Origin of the sequence: Rhizobium sp. BR 314 (assembly GCF_047445805.1) — a bacterium.
Lineage (GTDB): Bacteria > Pseudomonadota > Alphaproteobacteria > Rhizobiales > Rhizobiaceae > Rhizobium > Rhizobium lusitanum_B.
Window position 1 is genome coordinate 52,858 of the sequence record NZ_JARWLA010000011.1, and the last position, 19,310, is coordinate 72,167.

Genomic DNA, 19,310 nt, shown 5'->3' on the forward strand with positions numbered 1-19,310 from the left:
TCAAAACGAGCCCACAGCGGCTCCATGAGGCGCTGAATGGTTTCGGAAACAGATTGGGGGATGTAACATGGCGGCGTCATTATGGTTCGGTTCCTCCTGGCCAGCTCAAGCGCGCTCTATCGCGAAGGGAGCGGTGCGGACGGTCGAGCACGGGCTTGCACCCCTGCGCCTGGCGCGCGGACGGCTGAGCTATCTTCTTCCTTTCCCGCGGCGCTTCACCGGCGCGTATCCCTCCTATGACGCGGCCATGGCGGCGGCGCGACGGCGGACGCTCGCCGGCTATGATCACGACGAGATCGCAACCGTTGCCTTCGGTAAGATGTGCGAGGTGGCGCCATGGGATTATCCAGTGTTGTTCTGGATCCGCATTTTGCTGCCTAGCATCGATGGTTTGGTCGACGCCGGCGGACATATGGGCACGAAATATCGCGCCTTTCGTTCTCTCTTGCCTCTCAGCGTCTCGTTTCAGTGGGTTGTTTACGATCTACCGGCGATCGTTCGCGCCGGTCAGAGCCTGGCTGAAAAGGAGGGCCTGGCGCATCTGAAGTTTGTCGACCGGATCGAAGACGCCGGCAGGATGCCGCTGTTTCTCGGATCAGGACTGATGCAATATCTCGATATGCCGCTGTCTCGGCTCCTCCAGCAAATGCCGTCGCTTCCTCAACACCTGATCCTGAACAAGGTCGCGCTCCGTAAGGGCGGCAGCATCGTCACCCTTGAGCGAATTGGCAGGTCATATGTGCCTTATCACATGCGTAACGAGGTCGACTTTATCGCAGACATTACAAGGCTTGGATACAAGCAGGTTGATCGCTGGACGATTCCCTCCCTGTCGCACACAATCGACACCCATCCCGAGATGGGTCGCAGTGAAAGTGCTGGCTTCTATTTCCAACTCGGCTAAAGCACCTCGCCGCTGTTGCGGGAAATTCCTAGCAGCTTAGCGCGACAGGCATTAACTCTGATGGAATGAGAGGTCCGGTTCACTCACCCGAACATTGTACGGCCGCACACTTTGATGGCGCTCTTTAAGATGATCGGCGAGCCGGATCGCCAAGGCGAGCAGCATCAATGTCGGATTGGCATGGCCCGGCGTCGGAAAGACGGAGCTGCCCGCGATGAACAAGCCATCCACGCCATGCACCATGGCATTGGCGTCGACGACGCTGGTGCGGGGGGCGGTTCCCATACGGGTGGTGCATGAAGGGTGGGCCATATCCATGAATGTCGCGTCGCTATCCGCATCTGCGATGATCCAGTCCGGCAGTTGCGGTGTCGGCAGGCCGACCCGCGTGAATTCATCCGAGATTATCAGTGCAAGCCGTTTGACGCTGGCAATTTCGGGCGTTCCAATCTTCCAATTGATACGTGCCAGAGGTTGGCCGAACCGATCGCGCCGCTGCGAAAGCGTGATGCGACTTTCCGAATTGAGTTGCTGTTCAGCCATGACGTCAAAACGCAGTTCCGTCGAGCGATGCGGCAGGCCGCGTTTCCGTACCAGGCGATCATAAAGGCCGCAGGCGACCATATCCGTCGATCTTGCGACCGTCAGCAGGTCGCCCTTGAGCGTCGTGCCCACCCCCTTGGTCAAGCGCTTGAGCGCGGCCCAGGGGTCATTCTGGGCGTGGATCTGAACCGGGTAGGCGGCACAGTTGGTGAGACTTTCCTGCCTCTGTATGTCCGGGCTCAACGACAATCCCCTGAGGTAGAAATGCGTGCGCCCTGTATGCTTTAGGCCATAAAAATTGAAGTGCCGCGCGATCATGTCGATATCCGAACCGGTAAAGCGGCAGAGGGACGTGCGTGGATGATCGCAGAGATAGCGCCCCACGACATCATGATCATTGCCGATACCCGCCGGCAGGACGGCATTCGATGCGAGCAGGAGACGCGCGTTTTCGATGCCGCCGCCGCAAAGAACGATCGTATCGGCATGGACGGTCGCCGACCGGCCGATCGAGCTTGCGAGGTCGAGCGAGGTTACTCTGCGGCCCTGGCCCGTCACATTGATCTGGGTGACCGTGGCATGCGTCAGAAAATATACGTTCGAAGCCGTGATGTCGAGCGCAAGGCGGCTAAACCGGGTCGGCTCGGCTCGCGGATAGCGCATATGACTGAACTGCCAGAAGAATGGCCGCAGCAACTGCCGATCAAGCCTGAGATCGTCCGGGCTCGTATGCAGCAGAGCAAACAGGCTTTCGTCATAGCGATTGGGTCCGAGATTGAGCATTTCGCCCGCGCGTTCGAGCATCGGCAGCAATTGCTTACGCTCGAGCGGCCAACCCGAGAGCTGGAGCCAGGGCCTGAGGGTGAAATCGGTTTCGTCGAATGCCGCGCACTTGCCGATCCAGGTATGGCTGCTGCCGCCAAGCATGCGATTTCTGAGTTCAAAGGCAGGGATATCGTTTAGCCAGGCCAACGCCCCGTCATAGCCTCGTCCTTGCGCCGCCGTGGCCGCCTGAATGAGTGGCTCGCCAACATTTTCGACGGCATTGAGCGATTGAATTTCGGCTTCGTATTCGCAGCCGCCGCTTTCGATGACGAGAATGCGGATTGCCGTACCGGCAAACTCGCGCGCGATCGCAATGCCCGCCGGTCCGCCGCCGACAATGGCAATATCGGCATATATTTCAATGCCATGTGGCATGGATCGCAAGTCGCGCTTCGTCATGGTCGTTTTCCCATCGGCCCTGCCATTTTTTTAGCAGCATCGCGGGTGCGCGGATAATTGTTCGATTGGCATAGGCGCGGGCGACATCTACCGATTTCGGATAGGTGCGCTGTTCGGATCCGACCTCTTTTCAGTCGGAAGGCCATGCTGAAAATGCGGTGATCACAAGCTAGGCTCTTCGACAAAGAGACGTTTCCTGGGGAGCTGGAGAATATGGCCAAGGTGGGGTTACGCGAGTGGTTGGCGCTGGCGCCAGTGTTTGCCTCCGGAAAGTTGGCACGCTACAGCGACGAGAGCGGTGGTCCGCTCGCGCGGTTTGAAGCCGATTTCTGCACCAAATTTGGCGTGCAGCACGCCCTGACCATGAGCAGCGGAACAGGAGCATTGATCTCCGCTCTGGTTGCAGCCGGCGTCGGACCAGGAGATGAAGTGCTGGTGCCCGCCTACACATGGATCGCGACGGCCGCCGCTCCCTTGGCGGCAGGTGCCGTGCCCGTGCTCGTCGACATCGACCACACGCTGACCATGGATCCGCAGGACATATTGCGTAAGATAACGCCACAAACGAAGGCGATCATTCCCGTCCATATGTCGAACATGGTGTGCGACATGGACAGCATCATGCGCATCGCACGCGAAAGCAATCTGATTGTCATCGAGGATGCCTGCCAGGCAGTCGGACTGCGCTACAAGACCCGACGCGTCGGTACGATAGGCGATTTTGGAGCATTCAGCTTCAATCAGTTCAAGAACATAAATTGCGGGGAAGGAGGGGCCGTCGTGACCGATGACGCACGGTTGTTTGCCCGTGCGCGGATGTATCATGACATCGGCTCCATGTTCCGCGGTCATCACGACAATGCCAGCGAGCCTCCGATGCTGGGCGTGAATTTCAAGGCGAACCAGATCCAGGGGGCAATCTTGAATGTACAGCTGAAGAAGCTCGATCCGATGATTGCACGCATGCGCGAGCGTTACAACGTGATGCGTGAGATCTTTGCTAAAAACACGCGGCTTACGGTCGGCCCCCATAATGATGTCGGCAATGCGGCGGGATTTCACGTCATCTTCGAAACGTCGGAAGAGGCGAAGAGATTTGCCGAGGAGAGCAAGCGCGGCGTCTATCGGCTCTTCGATTCCAGTCGCCATGTCTACACCAATTGGCAGCCGATCCTACAGCAACGCACCGGCCATCCGGCGATGAATCCGTTTCTTTGGACGGATCGAAAGATCGACTATGCGCCCGAGACATGCGCGCAGACGCTGGACATCTTGAAGCGCACCTGCCGTATCAGCCTCGGGGAGAACTACCCCGTGGCGCTGGTTGCCTATCTGGCCCGCCGCATGTCGAAACAGGCCAAGTCCATTCCCACCAACCTCTTTTACGCAACGATCTGACATGGAGACCACCGGCCCAGACGTCATCGATGTCTGGAGTTGGCGGTTGGACGTTCCGCCACCCGATCTCGACATGCCCGTTGCACTCTTGTCTCCCGACGAATGTGCGCGGGCAGGCCGGTTTGTTCATGACCGCGACATGCACCGTTTTATCATCGCCCGAAGCAGGATGCGATTGATCCTGGCCCGGTATCTCGGGCTTGCGCCGCAGTCGATTTGCTTCAGTTACAATGAGAGCGGAAAGCCGTCCGTTTCGGGCTCCGGCATTTTACCGGTTCATTTCAACCTCACCCACAGTGCGGACCTGGCTATGCTCGCAGTTTCCGACTGCTACACGCTCGGTATCGATATTGAGGAGGTCCGTTTCCTGAAGGAGGACATCGCCAAATGGTTCTTTTCCCGCAGGGAGTGCGAAACGCTTCGCTCGTTGCCGGCGGAAGACTATCTTGACGGGTTCTATCGTTGTTGGACGCGCAAAGAGGCATTTGTGAAGGCGCAAGGCAGCGGGCTGTCATTGCCGCTCGATAGTTTCGATATGGTCTTCGACAGATCGAACATATCGCGGTTGGATCATTTTGAAGGTCATCCCGACGCGCCCAGGAACTGGGCGGTTCTCGAGCTTGTCGTGCCGGTCAACTTCGCCGGCGCAGTCGTTGCCTCTACTGGCGGACATCGGGTCGAGCTGCGCTATCGTGACACGATCTAGAGCAATTCCAGTAAAAGTGCGCAGCGGTTTTGCGTTTGGAATTGCGCAAAAACAAAGAGATAGAGCATTTCTGCGACTCCGTTTTAGGTGGAAATGCTCTAGATCAGATGGTCAGTCTTGCATCGAGAACATAGCGTCCGCCGGTTTCGTCGAAATGGTGACAGCCGAGCAAGCCGGACTTGAAGGAAGGCGTAATCGTGCGGATGCACCGCTCGCGGTACTCGCTATGCGAGAGCGTCTCGATCTCCATAATATTCAATCCATAGCCATATATGCCGTTCGCATTTCGCTGTGAGGGGCGCAGGAGCCTTCCGCCTCGCGCGAAGATCCGCCCAGCGCCTCGAGCCACCGTGCTACCGATGACGACGGGATTGTGCTTGTGTGGCCTGATGCCGGTCAGCGCCGGGCCGTCGACCTCGAACAGATAGAGCTCGCTGCAATGGTCTTCGTAAGCATGGAAGTCCGACAGATTGGTGAATAGCCACCATTTGCCGTCATGCTGGATGAGGACGCTGTCGGCCGGCGATTGTCCCTCGAATGCGGTCGCATAGAGCTCCCATTTCAAAGGAAACTGCCAGCAACGCCAGACCTCCAGTCGTCGGGCCTGATGCGTTTCCGGTATCATGAAGATCTGGTCGCCGTCGCGAAATATATAGGGGTAGGAAAGATGATAGGGTCGCTCCAGCGCAACGCCGACCGGCTGCACCAGATCTCCGTTGAAATGCCCGACGGCGATATGTGCCTTGCGGTCGCCACGGGCATAGGCCTCGTAGAACAGATAGCATTCGTTCTCATGCTGAAAGAGGAATGGATCGGCCTTGATGCTACTACTGGATGGAGGGATCTCGGTTGCCTTACTCGGGTCGAAATCAGAGATTTCGCCTTGGCCAGTGTAAAGGGTCCAGAGCGCGGAATCGGCTCTGAGCTTTGCTCTGATCGACCTATACGCCCTGATCGAGATCGAGCTGGCGACGATGGAACCGTAGCGCAGGAGATCGCCAAGTGACGGCATCTGTCGTTCGGAAGGATCAACCAACGCGGTTGACGGCAATTGTCTGGTGTCCGCTATCCGCGTCAGTTCGCGCATTACGAGTGTAACGCTTCGCTCTCGCACGAAGGCACCCAATCGCGCTGCGCTGGGCTTAATGTTGAAGGACGCGCGTGTGATCTCCGATTTTTCATTTCTGTTGCCGCACTTAGCATAAAGGATCAGATCGGCCGTGGGGTCATGAGCAAGAACTTCGGCATAGCCAAACCAATCCACGTTTGCCGATCGTTGATCGGAGAAATTGAATGCCCATTCGCCGAATGGCAATGCCGCAATAGCATCGCCGGACAGGCCCTTGGGAACCGTGCGGATGACGAGGTCGACCTTCAGGCGCCGCAATGTGTCCGCGGAAATATCGTCGATTGCGTGTGTCGCATCGCCAGCGGCATCATAGCGCTCGATGAAATGGTGCCGGCTATCGAATTGCTTCGGCGCATAGGCGGGTTGACGGGCAAAAGCCTTCGCTTCCAATCGTGCACCCCACCTTAGCAGATTCGATGGCTTGGTGTCGCAGAACGGAGCCGGATGGGTAAAGACTGCGGCCAGCTCCAGCCGTGGCGCTGCCAGAATTCGATCGAGGATCATCAGCTCCCAATTCTGAAGCCTCTGTCCGCGCGCGACAAGAATGCCGACCCTCAACGGTTTGCTTGTGTTCATCGCCGCTCCCCCTGTGGCTTTGCTTCCTTGAGGCACATTCGATAAGCCCTAACTGCCGTTAAGTTCTCCCGATAGCGTTGAGGCTAGCCCGCGGATGCCGTTGCTGGTCAGCGAGTCCTCGTGCCAGCCGTCGATGTCGACCACCTTGCAGCTCTCCGCGATTGCGTCGCCCCATCCAAATCGCAGTTGGCGTGCACGAGGATGGGTCGCGCTGCTTCGCAAGAGAACTGTCGTGGGATCCCTGGTTTGCTGTGGCTGGTAGTGACGCGCTGCCGCCACCAATAGCTTGGTGACAGATTCGTTCTTCTCTTCTTCTTCTGAATATTGCCCCGCCTTGACGCGGAAGATCCTGAGAAGAGACAGGGAGATTTTGAATTCCTTGAGATAGTCGATCAGTCGGATGCGCCGGGACAAAAGCTTCCTCGTGAAATAGAGGAGACGCTTGCGCCGTCTTTCCCGACGCCATTTTGCCTGCTCGCGCTCCGGCAGGGAGGCAAAATAGCCCGGGGCCCATGCGTCGATAATGGCCGTGGTGCTGACATCCAATCCCTTTTCACGCAACTGCCGGCTGACCTCCATAGCCAGGATGCCGTTGACGCATAGTCCGACGATGGCCACCCGGCCGACTGCTTTGTCGATCTGCATCGCCTCTATCGCGTAAGCAGCGATATCCTCGATGCTCAGGCGCGCAAGGCCGTTATCGAGGTCCGCGTGAAACATGTTGACATTATGCACCGAGATGGCATCCGGCAGCTCATTGGCAAGGCGATAATAGAGGAGCGGATGGTTGATCGTGTAGACGGCGCCGGTTCCCGTGCCATGTTTGCAGGTGATCAGATCCCACGGATTTACGACCTTTTGCCGCGGTGACGATGCCGTGTCGACATTGAAGATCGCCGCTGCAAAGCCTGCAAACGTCGGCTGCTTGAATAGAAGCTGCAATGTCGGTGCTGCATCGAATCTTGCGCGAGTTTCCGATAGTAACCGGAGCGCGAGGAGGGAGTGACCACCGAGCGCGAAAAAATCATCATCCGGACGTATTTGCGGAACCTGTAGGATTTCCTTCCAGAGCTCAGCAAGCGCTTCCATTCGCGTATCCGACTGCGATGTTTTTGCGACGGTGCCATCCATCGGCGCAGTCTTGGCGGGAGCTGCCACGTATCGTTCCGGCGCAACGAGCGAAGAAAGCGGCGCCTCAGGGTGATTGAGAGCGATTTCATAGGCATCCCTCAAAAGTTGCAGGAGGCTCTCGATCGTACCGGCCTCGAAAAGGTCGGCATTGTACTCGATCGATATACGCCAGCCGGTCGGCCGGCCGATCATGATGAAATTCAGATCATAAATCACGCCCGGTGATTGCGAAGGTGAACTGATCAGCTCGAACTCGCCGTAGCGCCGATCTTCGAGAAATGCCTTTTGCAGATTGAAGTTGACTGAGATCAGCGGATTGCGTGCCGGATCGCGTACCGGGTTGATGAGTTCCACGAGCTTGTTGAATGGCATGCGTTGATGGTTCAATGCACCTTCGATGGTCGCACTGACGGACTTTATGTGCTCCGCAAAGCTGACATCCGCGCCGAAATCGAAACGCAGTACCAGATTGTTGATGAAGACGCCGATCAAGTCTTCCAGGTCGCTATGCTCGCGGCCGGCAATCTGCGAGCCGAAGAGGACGGTTGGAGCCCCTGTCAAACGATGGAGGACCGCACTCAGGACTGCCGCTCCGAAGCTGTATTGGGAAACGCAATGCGCGCGCGCTGCCACATCAAGCCGATCGGTGAAGGCGACCGGCTGGGCGACCGAAAGGATATCGCCGCGATTGGTCTTGACCTGACCGCGGGGATGATCCGGCGTGACTTCGAAATATGGAGCGCCCTGCAACTTTTCCCGCCAGAAGGTCTTCTCCGTCTCAAAGCCGTAGCTTTGCAGATACTCCTGCTGCCAGAGAGCGTAGTCGCCATATTGTAACGGCAGTTCGGGGAGGATTGGCGCGCGTCCTGCATCTATTGCCGCCGCTATTTCACCGATCTCCCGCCCGAGCACGCGGATGGACCAGCCATCGAAGCAGCTCTGATGAGCGGTGATCAAAAGAACGCCACGCTCGTTTTCCGCCATCAGCAGGCTGACGCGGAACAGGCAGGGCGTGCTGAGATCGAATGGGGCTTGCGCTGTCTCCTCGCCGATCGACAGAATTCTCGATTGGCGCTGTTCCGGCGGCATGCCGCGCAGATCGATCACGGACATCTTGAAGTTGACGTCGCTCACGGCTTGCTGGAACGGCTGCCCGCCTTTTTCGACGAACCTCGTGCGGAGTATCTCATGCCGCTGGATGGTCTTTTTAAAGGCCGCTTCCAGGGTCGATGCTTTGAAAGAGCCTCTGATTTCCCACCGGACGGCGACATTCAGCGCGGGATTACCGGGATTGAGCTGATCGAGAATCCAGCAGCGCAGCTGCGTCTGCGTACAGGGAAACTCGCCGATGATCTGCGGTTCGAGAACCGAACCGCTCGGGCTGCTGTCAATGGTACTCATGTAGTTGCCCCCAGGCTGCGGCGTGCGCCGTTACGAAAGTCTCGCAATGATGGTACGTGAAGTTGAACCGGATCGGACTGGCCGTCCCCCTGGCTCTCGGCAAAGGCCGCCAATGCGCCGACCGTCGGATGACGCAGCAAATGTTTTGCTTCCAGCGGCAGGCCGCTGTCGCGCATGCGCGCGGCGATGCGGAATATGGCGAGCGAATCTGCGCCGAGCGCATAGAGGTTGTCGTCGACGCCGATGTCGCTGAGATTCAGGACATCCTGCCAGATCGCGAGTAGCCGCTGTTCCATCTCGGTCTTTGGCTCAAGCTTCGCCTGTGCCGCTTCGCGCTGGGGCACGCCGCGCTGCTGCAAGGCCTTGCGGTCGAGCTTGCCATTGGCGGTGTGGGGCAACTCTGTGTCGAAAACCCAGAAGCCCGGCACCATGTGACCAGGCAAATTGGCTTTGGCATGGGCCGCAATAGCCGCGACAGACAAATCCTTACCGCCGGCATTCTGTAGGATGTAACAGACCAGCGAGCGGTCACCCTTGGCGTTTTCAGCGACCACGGTGGCACATTGGCGCACACCTTCCGCCTTGGAGACCACGGCCTCTATGTCGCCGAGCTCGATACGGAATCCGCGCAACTTGACCTGCTGATCGCGGCGCCCGAGCAATTGCAGCGAACCGTCAGCAAGTCGTCGACCGACATCGCCGGTCTTGTAGAGGCGCATTGGTCTGCCAATGGCAAAGCAATGTGGGGCGAAGGCCTTTTCCGTCAGGTCGAGGCGATCGAAATATCCCTCTGCCAGACCGTCCCCGCCGATATAGAGTTCGCCGACCACACCGATCGGTGCGATAGTCTCGCTTTGGTCAAGGATGAAGAGCTTCGTATTGGCAATCGGATGTCCGATCGCAATCGGCTGATCCGCATCCGTGATGCGCTGCAGCGACGACCAGATCGTTGTCTCCGTCGGGCCGTACATGTTCCAGAGTTCGCCGCCGATGGTAAGCAGCGAGCGAGCGAGTTCCTTGGGCAAGGGTTCGCCGCCACAGAGCATCTTCATTGCCGGTCGATCCTTCAGGCCAGCTTCAACTAACATCTGCCAAAGCGTTGGCGTGGCCTGAAGCACGCTGGCGTCGCGCTCGCCAATCAGTTTCACCAGTGCGAAGCCGTCTTGAACGTCGTTGCGGCTGGCGATAACGACCTTTCCGCCAGATATCAGCGGCAGGTACAGTTCCAGACCGGCGATGTCGAACGAGATCGTTGTAACCGCGATAAGCGTGTCCTTCGCGCCAAAACCCGGCTCCTTCGCCATGGAGAGGAGGAAGTTGGTCAGGGCACGATGCGAAACTTCGACGCCTTTCGGCATGCCGGTCGAACCGGAGGTAAAGATGATATAGGCGGATGCCGTCGTGTCGATCGGCAAGGTCTTCAAAGGCTGGCCCGTCATCGAGCTGATTGCCTTTGCGTCCTGATCAAGCCGGATGACAGGGGTATTGGGAGCAGCGAGGTGTGCCATGTCGTCGCTGTCGCAGATGAGCCCGCCGATGCGGGCAATATCCAACGTCTGCTTCAGGCGCGGTTCCGGATGCGCCGGATCCATCGGGACATAGGTATGTCCCGCCTTCATCACGGCAAGAAGGGCGACGATCATGCCGAGCGAGCGCTCTATCAGGATTGCGATACGCTGGCCGGGATCGGGAAGCGCCATCTGGAGATAGAGGGCCAACTGGTTCGAGCGTGTTTCCAGCTCCGCATAAGTCATAGCCTGGCCGCTAAACTCTGCGGCGATCGCATTCGGTTGTGCGGCTGCCCGCTTGGAAAAAAGCGTGAAGACGAATTGATCGTGATCGTAAGGCACAGTCGTGTGATTGAGCGTGTCGATCAACCAAGATTTTTCCTCGCTCGACAGCAATGAGAGTTCGCCGACCTTTCGATCCATATCCTTGGCGAGTGTGGCCGCAAGCGTCGAAAAATGACCAATCCACCGCTCGACCGTCACACGGTCGAAGACGTCGGCATTATAGTCGACGTCGATGCGAATGTGATCGGCTGCCTCGATCATGTTGAAGAACAAGTCGAAGTTGGAGAAGGCCTTGGCGTTCGGTTCCATGGTCGGCTTGAGGTCGCCGAACGACGATCCGCCTGCCATGCGTTCAAGATTGAACTGGATCTCGGTCAGTGGCAGGCGGCGCGGATCGCGTTTGGCATCGAGCTTGTGGACAAGCGTGCCGTAGGTGTAGTCCTGATGTTCGAACGCCTGGAAGACGAGCTGCTGGGTCGCCTTCAGATGGGCGGTAAACGGCTCCGTCATCGGTACCGTCTGGCGCAGCGGCAACAGGTTGACGCAATGACCCATGAGGATCTGGCCATCAAGCAGGCTCTGGCCGGCAGAGGGAATGGCGATGACGATATCGTCCTGACCCGACAGCCGCGAGATCATCACCTGCAGCGTCGCCAGCAGGGTGGAAAATAGCGTGGCGCCCGATTTCGCACCCTTCTTCTTCAACGTCTTGTAGGTATCGGCATCAATGTAACCGGTGCAGCTTCCGCCCGCGAAACTGCGATATTCCGGCCGCGGTCGGTCGAGAGGCAGGTCGGGAAGATCCGGAATCGACTTGAACTGGTCGAGCCAGAACTGTTCCGTCGCTTGCGATTTTTCCGGTCTCGGCGACAGGTCGGTTGCGTAAGTGGCAAAGGAGAGGGCGGGCTGAAGTTCCGGCACCGTGCCCGCCCTGAACGCTGCATAGGCCGTCGCCAGCTCTTCCACGAAGGTGTTGATCGACCAGCCGTCGCAGATGATGTGATGGGCGGTGAAGACCAGGACATGCTTTTCAGCCGATAATTTGACGATGCTTGCACGCACAAGCGGGCCATTGATAAGGTCCAAGGGCGTGCGAGCTTCGTCATCTTTCAGATCGGCAAGGCCCTTTTCATCCAGGCCTTCGATAACGGACAGGTCGAGCCTGAAGTCTGGTATGAACTGGAAATGCTCACCGTTGCGGTCGAAGCGGATATGCAATGCGTCATGGCGGGCGAGTACGGTATCAAACGCCTGCTTGATGGCTGCTTCGTCGAGCGTTCCCTCAAGCGTCAGCGAAAAGGACTCGTTGAATGAGCAGGAGGCTTCGTCTCCAGCTTGGGCAGCAAGCCATATTTCCGTCTGTGCCTCGGTCAGAGGCGCTGATTGAGGCTTGGCGATAGCGACCGGCATCTGCGTCTGCGTCTGCGCAGCAGATTGGAATGCCTGTTCCTTTGTTGTGAATATGCCGGCGGCCTGCATGGCGTCGAGACTGTCGCGAAATGCCTTTGCGATCAGGCGGAAGTCGTCCTCGCTATGGGCTGTCGTCAGGAAGCAGGGATAGCCGTCCTGTATGTGAACACCGTTTAGTCGCATTTGGGCATAGAACAAGGCTCCAAGCACATCCTGGCTTGAGAAGTCGGTGGCAAACCAGCTCTTGTAGCCGTGGACGACATCCGCGATGCCGCGGCTGGCAAGATCAGCCTTGATTTCCGCAACCAACGCTTGCGTACGTTCTGCGACGCGATCGTAGAGGGCGGATCCGTCGCCCTTAATGTGATGCAGCACGGCGTTGGCGGCTGCGAGCGTCAGCGGATGACGTACGAAAGTGCCTGCAAAGAAGGTGGGCGCCGTCATGGGGACGGAGGTGTCACCATAGGACCAATAGCCGCCATCGAGAGCGTCCATGAAGCGGGCGTTGCCAACAAGCACACCGATCGGCATTCCGCCACCGACGACCTTGCCATAGGTCGCCATGTCACCCTTGATGCCCCAGATCGCCTGCATGCCACCCGGATCGACGCGGAAGCCGGTGACGACTTCATCGAAGACAAGCGCGAATTCCGATTTGGTGGCGATCTCACGCAGTTCCCGGACGAATTCCCGTGGTTGCAGTTCCGGATGACGGCTCTGGATCGGCTCGATGATAATAGCCGCTATGTCGGCGGCGTTGGCGCGGATGAAGTCGAGGCTTTCCGGAGCGCCGTAGCGCAGGACTGTCATGTTGGAGACGGAAGCCATCGGAATACCGGAGGCAACCGGCAAAGCGATCGGCTTGTCGGCGCGATTGCGACCCTTGACCAGGACTTCATCGAATTGACCGTGATAGTCATTGGCGAAAACCACGACCCGGTCACGGCCGGTGACCGCACGCGCAATCCGCATTGCAGCCATCACCGCTTCTGAACCGGTATTGCAGAAGGTAACCCGTTCATGGCCGGTCATGTCTGCAATCATCTTTGCGACGTCGCCGGCAAGCGGTGTCTGGGGGCCGATGGCAAAGCCGCGATCGGCCTGCTCCTTGACGGCATCAATAACGAAATCCGGCGCATGTCCGAAAGCTGTCTGGCCGAAACCATTGACCAGGTCGACATATTTGTTGCCGTCAACGTCCCAGATATAGGCACCCTTGGAATGGTCGCAGACGATCGGGAACACCATCTCTTTCCAATCTGCCCTGAAGCCCGATGCAGAGCGGGGATCGGCGAGGTGGCGGCGATGCTCCTGGGTGAAGGTCTTGGATCTGGCATTCCTGGCCTCGTATGCCTTGGTGAGACTGGCGATGAAATCCAGTTTGGCCGGCGAAATTTCCGCCGTCACGCTCTTGGCGTTCGGGCGATAGAGCTTGATGCGCTCGGTGCCGAAGTCGCTTTCTACAGGAGCGGCTGACGTCGGCTGCGTTTGCGCCGGCTGCGCCGGAGCTGGAGCGGATGCTGCGGGTGTTGTGACGGGCAGCGCCTGCGGGACAGGAGCGCCAACCTGCATGGTCTGCAGCATGAGAAGCTGTTGCGCAAACAGCGATTGTGCCATCTGGATCTGAGATTGCATGACGCTGGCGAGGTCCGAGGCCGCGTTCGGCATCGATGCGGCCTGCGGCATTGGCGATGCGATCGCCGGCGCCATTTGTTGCGGCGTGGCCGTCATCGGCATCGTGATGAGTGGAGACGCAGGCGACAATGGTTCTGCAGCCTTGACCATCTCCGGTGGCATCTCCCGATCGAGATGGACAGCGAGATCGGCGACCGAGGGGATGTCACTCAGCAACTCCCGGAAGGAAATCTTGACCTTGAAGTCTTTCTCGAGGCGTTGCGCAAACTGGCCGACAAAGAGCGAGTCGAAGCCAAGCTCCAGGAACGTTGCCGTTCGTTCGTCCGGCCCGAGCGTCTCGCCTGACATGTCGCTAAGCAACGTCAGAAGGGCTGTTTCCAATTGCGGCAGTCGATTGGGGACCGGGATTGAGGCTGCAACATTCATCGTTGGTTTCTCCTCGGTTAGGTTGACGTCAGAGACAAAGAGGGTGGTGGGAGAGGGATCATTCAGTTCGGCGTCGGCCCGCATTGTCGCTGAACGGCGTGCGGATGGCGGGGCATCGATCCAATGGCGCTGCCGTTGGAAAGGATAGGTTGGCAGGGACAGACGCTGCTGTGCTGCCGGCGGAAGGGCAGGCCAGTTGAGGCGGCAGCCCGCCATCCATAGCTTGCCATGTGCTTCGGCAAGCGTGGCGGCCGAAGCAGAAGCGCGATCGTGCTCGGGGAGGGATTGCACAATGGCGGCAAGACTATCCCGCACGATCGTCTGCGCGGCAAAGACCGACAATGTACGTCCAGGTCCAACCTCGAGAAGGACCGGCTTGCGATCGCGGCAAAGCGTGGCGAGCCCATCGGCAAAACGCACGGCATCGCGGCAGTGCATGGCCCAATAGTCCGGCGATGTCGCCAATTCCGCGGTCTGCCAATCACCCGTCACACCTGATACGAACGGTATGGTCGCCGTGCCATAAGTGACCTTCTCCGTCTCCTGTCGCAGCGCCTGAGCCGCATCCTTCATCATCGCGGAATGAAATGCGTGTGAGGTGTGCAGCCGGCTGAAGGCGATCTCGGCATCCGAAAGTGCTGCGCAAACCGCCTCGATATCGGCAAACGGCCCGGAAATGACGCAGAGTTTCGGCGCGTTGATCGCAGCGATCTCGACGGCGCCCTGCAGATAGGAGGCCGTCGTCGCAGGATCGGCGCGAACGGATACCATCGCCCCCAGCGGCTGGTGCTGCATCAGCCGTCCGCGATTGGCAACGAGGCGCAGGCCATCTTCGAACGATATAACGTTGGCAAGCGTAGCGGCTACAAACTCGCCAACGCTATGACCGATCATCGCATAGGGCTTGACGCCGCGGCTCAGCCACAATCGCGCAAGCGCATATTCCACCAGATAGAGGCAGGGTTGAGCGATGCGGGTTTCCCGCTGCTCATCGGCGATTGCCTGCGTTACGGCGCCTGCGTGGCAGATATAGTCGCGCAGATCGAGCCCGAGCGTCATTTTCAAAAGCTCGGAGCCGCGGTCGATCCAACGGGCAAATTCCGGCTCTGAGCGGTAAAGGCCTGCGCCCATGCCGACATATTGAGCGCCCTGGCCGGGAAACATGAAGGCGACCGGCGGTTTGTCCGTTGCAACAAGGGATTGATAATTGTCTGTCGTCAGTTTGATGATCGCCTCTTCGACACTTTCGGCAGTGACCGCCAGACGGTGGCTGAATTCGCGTCGACCGGCCTGCAGCGTGTAGGCGAGCTCCGCGATTGAAAGCTCGGGATTTTCGGCGAGATGATTGCTCAGATTGCTTCGCATCGCGGCAAGCGCCGACGTACTGCGCGCCGAAAGCGGAAGAATGTAGTGGCCCTCTGCCTCCCTGGACTTAGTCGGTGGTGGCGATGGAGGCTCCTCCAGAATGACATGGACGTTGGTGCCGCCAACGCCGAAGGCACTTACGCCAGCTCGCCGCGGCGTTGGTCCCTCCGGCCAGTCGACCATTGTGGTTGGGATGTAGAAGGGGCTCTTTTCGAGATCGATACGCGGGTTGGGCTGGCTATAATTCGGCATTGGCGGGATTTTCCCGCTGCGCAATACCAGCGCCGTCTTGATGAGCCCGGTGACACCTGCCGCCGCGTCCGTATGACCGATCGTGCCTTTGACCGAGCCAAGGGCGCAGCCGGCCGGCCCCGGGGCATCATGGGCAAATGCCCTCGTCAAGCCGTTGAATTCGATCGGGTCTCCGAGCGGCGTCGCCGTGCCATGGCATTCGATATAGCCTATCGTTGAGGGGTCGACCGCAGCGTTGGCAAGTGCCGAGGCAATGGCTTCGGCCTGTCCCTCCACACTTGGCGCAGTGAAGCCGACCTTGTCGCTGCCGTCATTGTTGATGCCGTAGCCGCGAATGACCGCATAGATGTGATCGCCATCCTTGACTGCGTCCTCGTAGCGTTTCAGGAGGATGACGCCCGCGCCGCTGGCAAAGACCGTTCCGGCGGCGCTGGCATCGAAGGGCCTGCAGGCGCCGTCTGGTGACGCCATGCCGCCCTCTTGATAAATATAGCCTCTTTTTTGCGGGATCGTCACCGAGATGCCACCCGCGAGCGCCATGTCGCAGCTATAGGTCAGCAGGTTCTGACAGGCTTGCGAAACTGCAAGCAGCGAGGTCGAGCAGGCCGATTGCACGGTAAATGCGGGGCCGCGCAGATTGAACTTATAGGCGACCCGAGTGGCCAGCGTGTCGCTGAGCGCGCCGACGAGCTCATGAAAACAGCCGATCTGATAGTTCGACGTGAACTCCTCTGCCTTCATACGCTCGTGAAGGACATTGTTGATCAGATAGGTCGGCATGGACGAGCCGGCGAAAACCCCGATCAAGCCGGAATAGCGGGACGGATCGTATCCGCCATCCTCGAGCGCTTCCCAGCATATTTCCAGAAAGATGCGATGTTGCGGGTCGGTGACCGCAGCCTCACGTGGGAACATGCCGAAGAATTCCGCGTCGAACATGTCGGCACCATCGAGATGAGGCCTTGCCGCCACATAGTTCGGTTGCTTCCGTTCCTCGTCGGTGAAGGCGTCTTCGATTTCATCCAGCGCGAAATGGGAGAAGGCAGTCTTTCCCTGGAGTACCATTTGCCACAGTTCACGCACCGACGCTGCGCCCGGAAAGCGGCCTGACATGCCGACGACGGCAATATGCCCGGAAACCTGTCCGCTCAGATCGTCACTGTCTTCGAAATCACGCGCGCTACCATTGTCCTGGTGATTCCGTTTCATAAGGAGCTCCTACGGAGATGAGAAATGGCCTTCTTCTGTAGAGCTGCGCGCTGCGCGGCGGCGGCGATGCGTGTCGGGACGGGCGCATTTCCATCCAGGTATTGCGCCAGGTCCCGGATGGTCGGGTGACGCAACAGGGCAACCACATCGATTGAGTGGCCGAGGGCTTCCTCAAGTCCCGCATGAATTTCCATCAGCTGAAGCGAGGTGCCGCCGAGATCGAAGAAGTTTCGGTCGAGGTCGACGCCAGTCAGGGCCAATGCGCCCTGCCAGAGCGCGGTCAGCAGTTCCTCTGTCTTGCTTCTGCTGTCAGTCGGCCTGACCTGCGCCTCTATCGGCGGCGGCAACAGTTTCGAGCGATCGACCTTTCCTGCAGCTGTCAGTGGCAGACTATCGACGACGACTGCGGCATTCGGGATCATATAGGCGGGTAGAGTGGCGCGCAGCGTCGTCAAGACGGCCTGGACGAGATCGGCGCCGGCGCCCACATGGCTTTCCTTGGGGCACAAATAGGCAACGATGCGTTTCAGGTTTTCTCCCTGGACATGGCAAAGCACTATGCCGTCGGTAAGACGCGGATCTCGCCTGAGAACGGCTTCGATCTCATCGAGTTCGATGCGCTTGCCATTGATCTTGACCTGGCGGTCGCGCCGACCCTTGAAGGTAACGGTCCCGTCCGGCTTCAGGCAGGCGAGATCACCAGTCAGATAATAGCGCGTCGGACCCTCTTTCGTATCAATCGTGACGAATTTCTCGGCCGTAAGTTCCGGGCGCTTGAAATAGCCAATGGCCAGACCATCGCCCGCTATTGCCAGCTGGCCTTCTATTCCCGCAGGCAGGACACGCAGCTCTTCGTCGAGTATGGCAATAGCTGTATGCGCGATCGCCTTCCCGATAGGCAGTTCTGCGGCTGAAAAGCCGGGCAGGACCTGGAAAGCTGTAGCAAAGACCGTCGTCTCGGTCGGACCGTAGGCATTGGTAAGTCGGCAACCGGGGTGACGTTCCAGAAAGCGCCTGGCGTGAACCGCCGAGCCGACATCGCCTCCGAAAAGAATGTGGCGAAGCTGCGGTAAGGGGGCACGTGCGTGATCGGCGAACAGATTGAACAGGCCCGTGGTCAAAAACGAGATGCTGACGCCGGTTGTCTGCATGACATCGCACAGGCGCGAGACGGAGAAGTCGCTCTCAGGCATGATCGCCAACGTGCAACCATTAAGAAGAGCCCCCCAGATTTCAAAGGTCGCGGCATCGAAGGAGATCGTGGCCGTATGAAGGACGACGTCGTCGGGGCGAAAATCCACATAGGTTTGATCGAGGACGACCCGCGCAATATTGCGATGACAGATCATCGTGCCTTTGGGACGGCCCGTCGAGCCGGAGGTGTACATGATGTAGGCGAGATCGCCGCCGGTTATGTTTGCCGCAGAAAGGGTAATAGTCGGCTTATTCGCCATCTCGCCGAGCATGGCATCCGCTTCGATGACCTTACCTTTCATACTCGGCACGCTCGCAAGCTTGTCACCGTGAGCTGCATCGACGAATATGACCTTGGGCTGGCACTCGCCGATAACGAAATCGAGATGTTCGATCGGAAGGGCCGGATCAAGCGGAAGATAGGCGCCGCCGGCCTTGAGGATTGCCAGCGTGCAAATGACCGCATTGATACCTCGTGGCAGGAAAAGGCCGACAATATCCGCCTTATGGACCCCAATTCTTATCAGGTGCGCCGCAACTGCGTCGGACAGGCGATTAAGATCGTGATAGTCGATACTGACATCACCGAAGACGAGGGCTGTTGCCTGCGGCACCGCCTTGGCCTGGGTACGCACCATTTCGTGAAGACAACGGTCGCGATCATAATGCATGCTTGCTGCACCAATTGCCTTTGCCTGCCCCTCACGGTCGATCATCATCGCTCTCCGGGTTGTCCTGCGAGTGACGACATCGCGATGCGAGACGCTTCATCGTCCATCGCAGAATTTCATGCTGGGGCAAAAGCACTAGATGATCATTGGGATGATCGATCTCACCACCGAAAGTCGTAAGTCATGGTGGAGCGTAGCCATTTGGTCGGAAAGGCTCGGCAGAGCCAAGGCAAGCCGACCGAAAGCATTACGCCCGGTGCCCTGAGATCCGCCGCCGGCAAGGGCGTGCGGCATCACACTGGAACGATAATTATGCTGTGATGAGTGAATTGGATGCCGGTGG

Annotated in this window: 8 protein-coding genes; 3 read left to right on the forward strand and 5 right to left on the reverse strand. The window is 58.6% G+C overall.

Annotated features, from left to right (window positions below; all coding sequences use genetic code 11):
* Positions 1-67: 67 nt before the first annotated feature.
* A complete protein-coding gene (locus QD461_RS16190; RefSeq protein WP_414088632.1) occupies positions 68-904 on the forward strand; it encodes a methyltransferase, TIGR04325 family in 837 nt (278 codons plus the stop codon).
* A 51-nt stretch (positions 905-955) separates the two neighbouring features.
* On the opposite strand, the gene QD461_RS16195 is transcribed toward QD461_RS16190, so the two are convergent.
* Positions 956-2,671, reverse strand: a complete 1,716-nt coding sequence (locus QD461_RS16195) for a GMC oxidoreductase (RefSeq protein WP_414088633.1) — start codon at positions 2,669-2,671, stop codon at positions 956-958.
* 213 nt (positions 2,672-2,884) lie between these two features.
* Here QD461_RS16195 and QD461_RS16200 point away from each other — a divergent pair, with 213 nt between their 5' ends.
* Positions 2,885-4,069 carry a DegT/DnrJ/EryC1/StrS family aminotransferase gene (locus QD461_RS16200; RefSeq protein ID WP_414088634.1) on the forward strand — a complete coding sequence of 395 codons (1,185 nt, stop codon included), beginning with the start codon at positions 2,885-2,887 and terminating at the stop codon, positions 4,067-4,069.
* Position 4,070: 1 nt separating this feature from the next.
* Complete coding sequence (locus tag QD461_RS16205; RefSeq protein WP_414088635.1) at positions 4,071-4,775, forward strand: 4'-phosphopantetheinyl transferase family protein; 705 nt, start codon at positions 4,071-4,073, stop codon at positions 4,773-4,775.
* A gap of 103 nt (positions 4,776-4,878) precedes the next feature.
* On the opposite strand, the gene QD461_RS16210 is transcribed toward QD461_RS16205, so the two are convergent.
* Genes QD461_RS16210 through QD461_RS16225 form a run of 4 tightly spaced genes read right to left on the reverse strand, consistent with a single transcriptional unit; the run spans position 4,879 to position 19,015 of the window.
* Complete coding sequence (locus tag QD461_RS16210; protein ID WP_414088636.1) at positions 4,879-6,480, reverse strand: hypothetical protein; 1,602 nt, start codon at positions 6,478-6,480, stop codon at positions 4,879-4,881.
* A gap of 48 nt (positions 6,481-6,528) precedes the next feature.
* Positions 6,529-9,012 carry a condensation domain-containing protein gene (locus tag QD461_RS16215; RefSeq protein WP_414088637.1) on the reverse strand — a complete coding sequence of 828 codons (2,484 nt, stop codon included), beginning with the start codon at positions 9,010-9,012 and terminating at the stop codon, positions 6,529-6,531.
* On the reverse strand, positions 9,009-17,102 hold the full coding sequence (locus QD461_RS16220) for an amino acid adenylation domain-containing protein (protein WP_414088638.1): 8,094 nt from the start codon (positions 17,100-17,102) through the stop codon (positions 9,009-9,011). The genes QD461_RS16215 and QD461_RS16220 overlap by 4 nt, the downstream gene beginning before the upstream one ends.
* The gene (locus tag QD461_RS16225; RefSeq protein ID WP_414088639.1) at positions 17,099-19,015 is read right to left on the reverse strand and encodes an amino acid adenylation domain-containing protein; all 1,917 of its coding nucleotides are present in this window, start codon (positions 19,013-19,015) and stop codon (positions 17,099-17,101) included. The genes QD461_RS16220 and QD461_RS16225 overlap by 4 nt, the downstream gene beginning before the upstream one ends.
* Positions 19,016-19,310 lie beyond the last annotated feature (295 nt).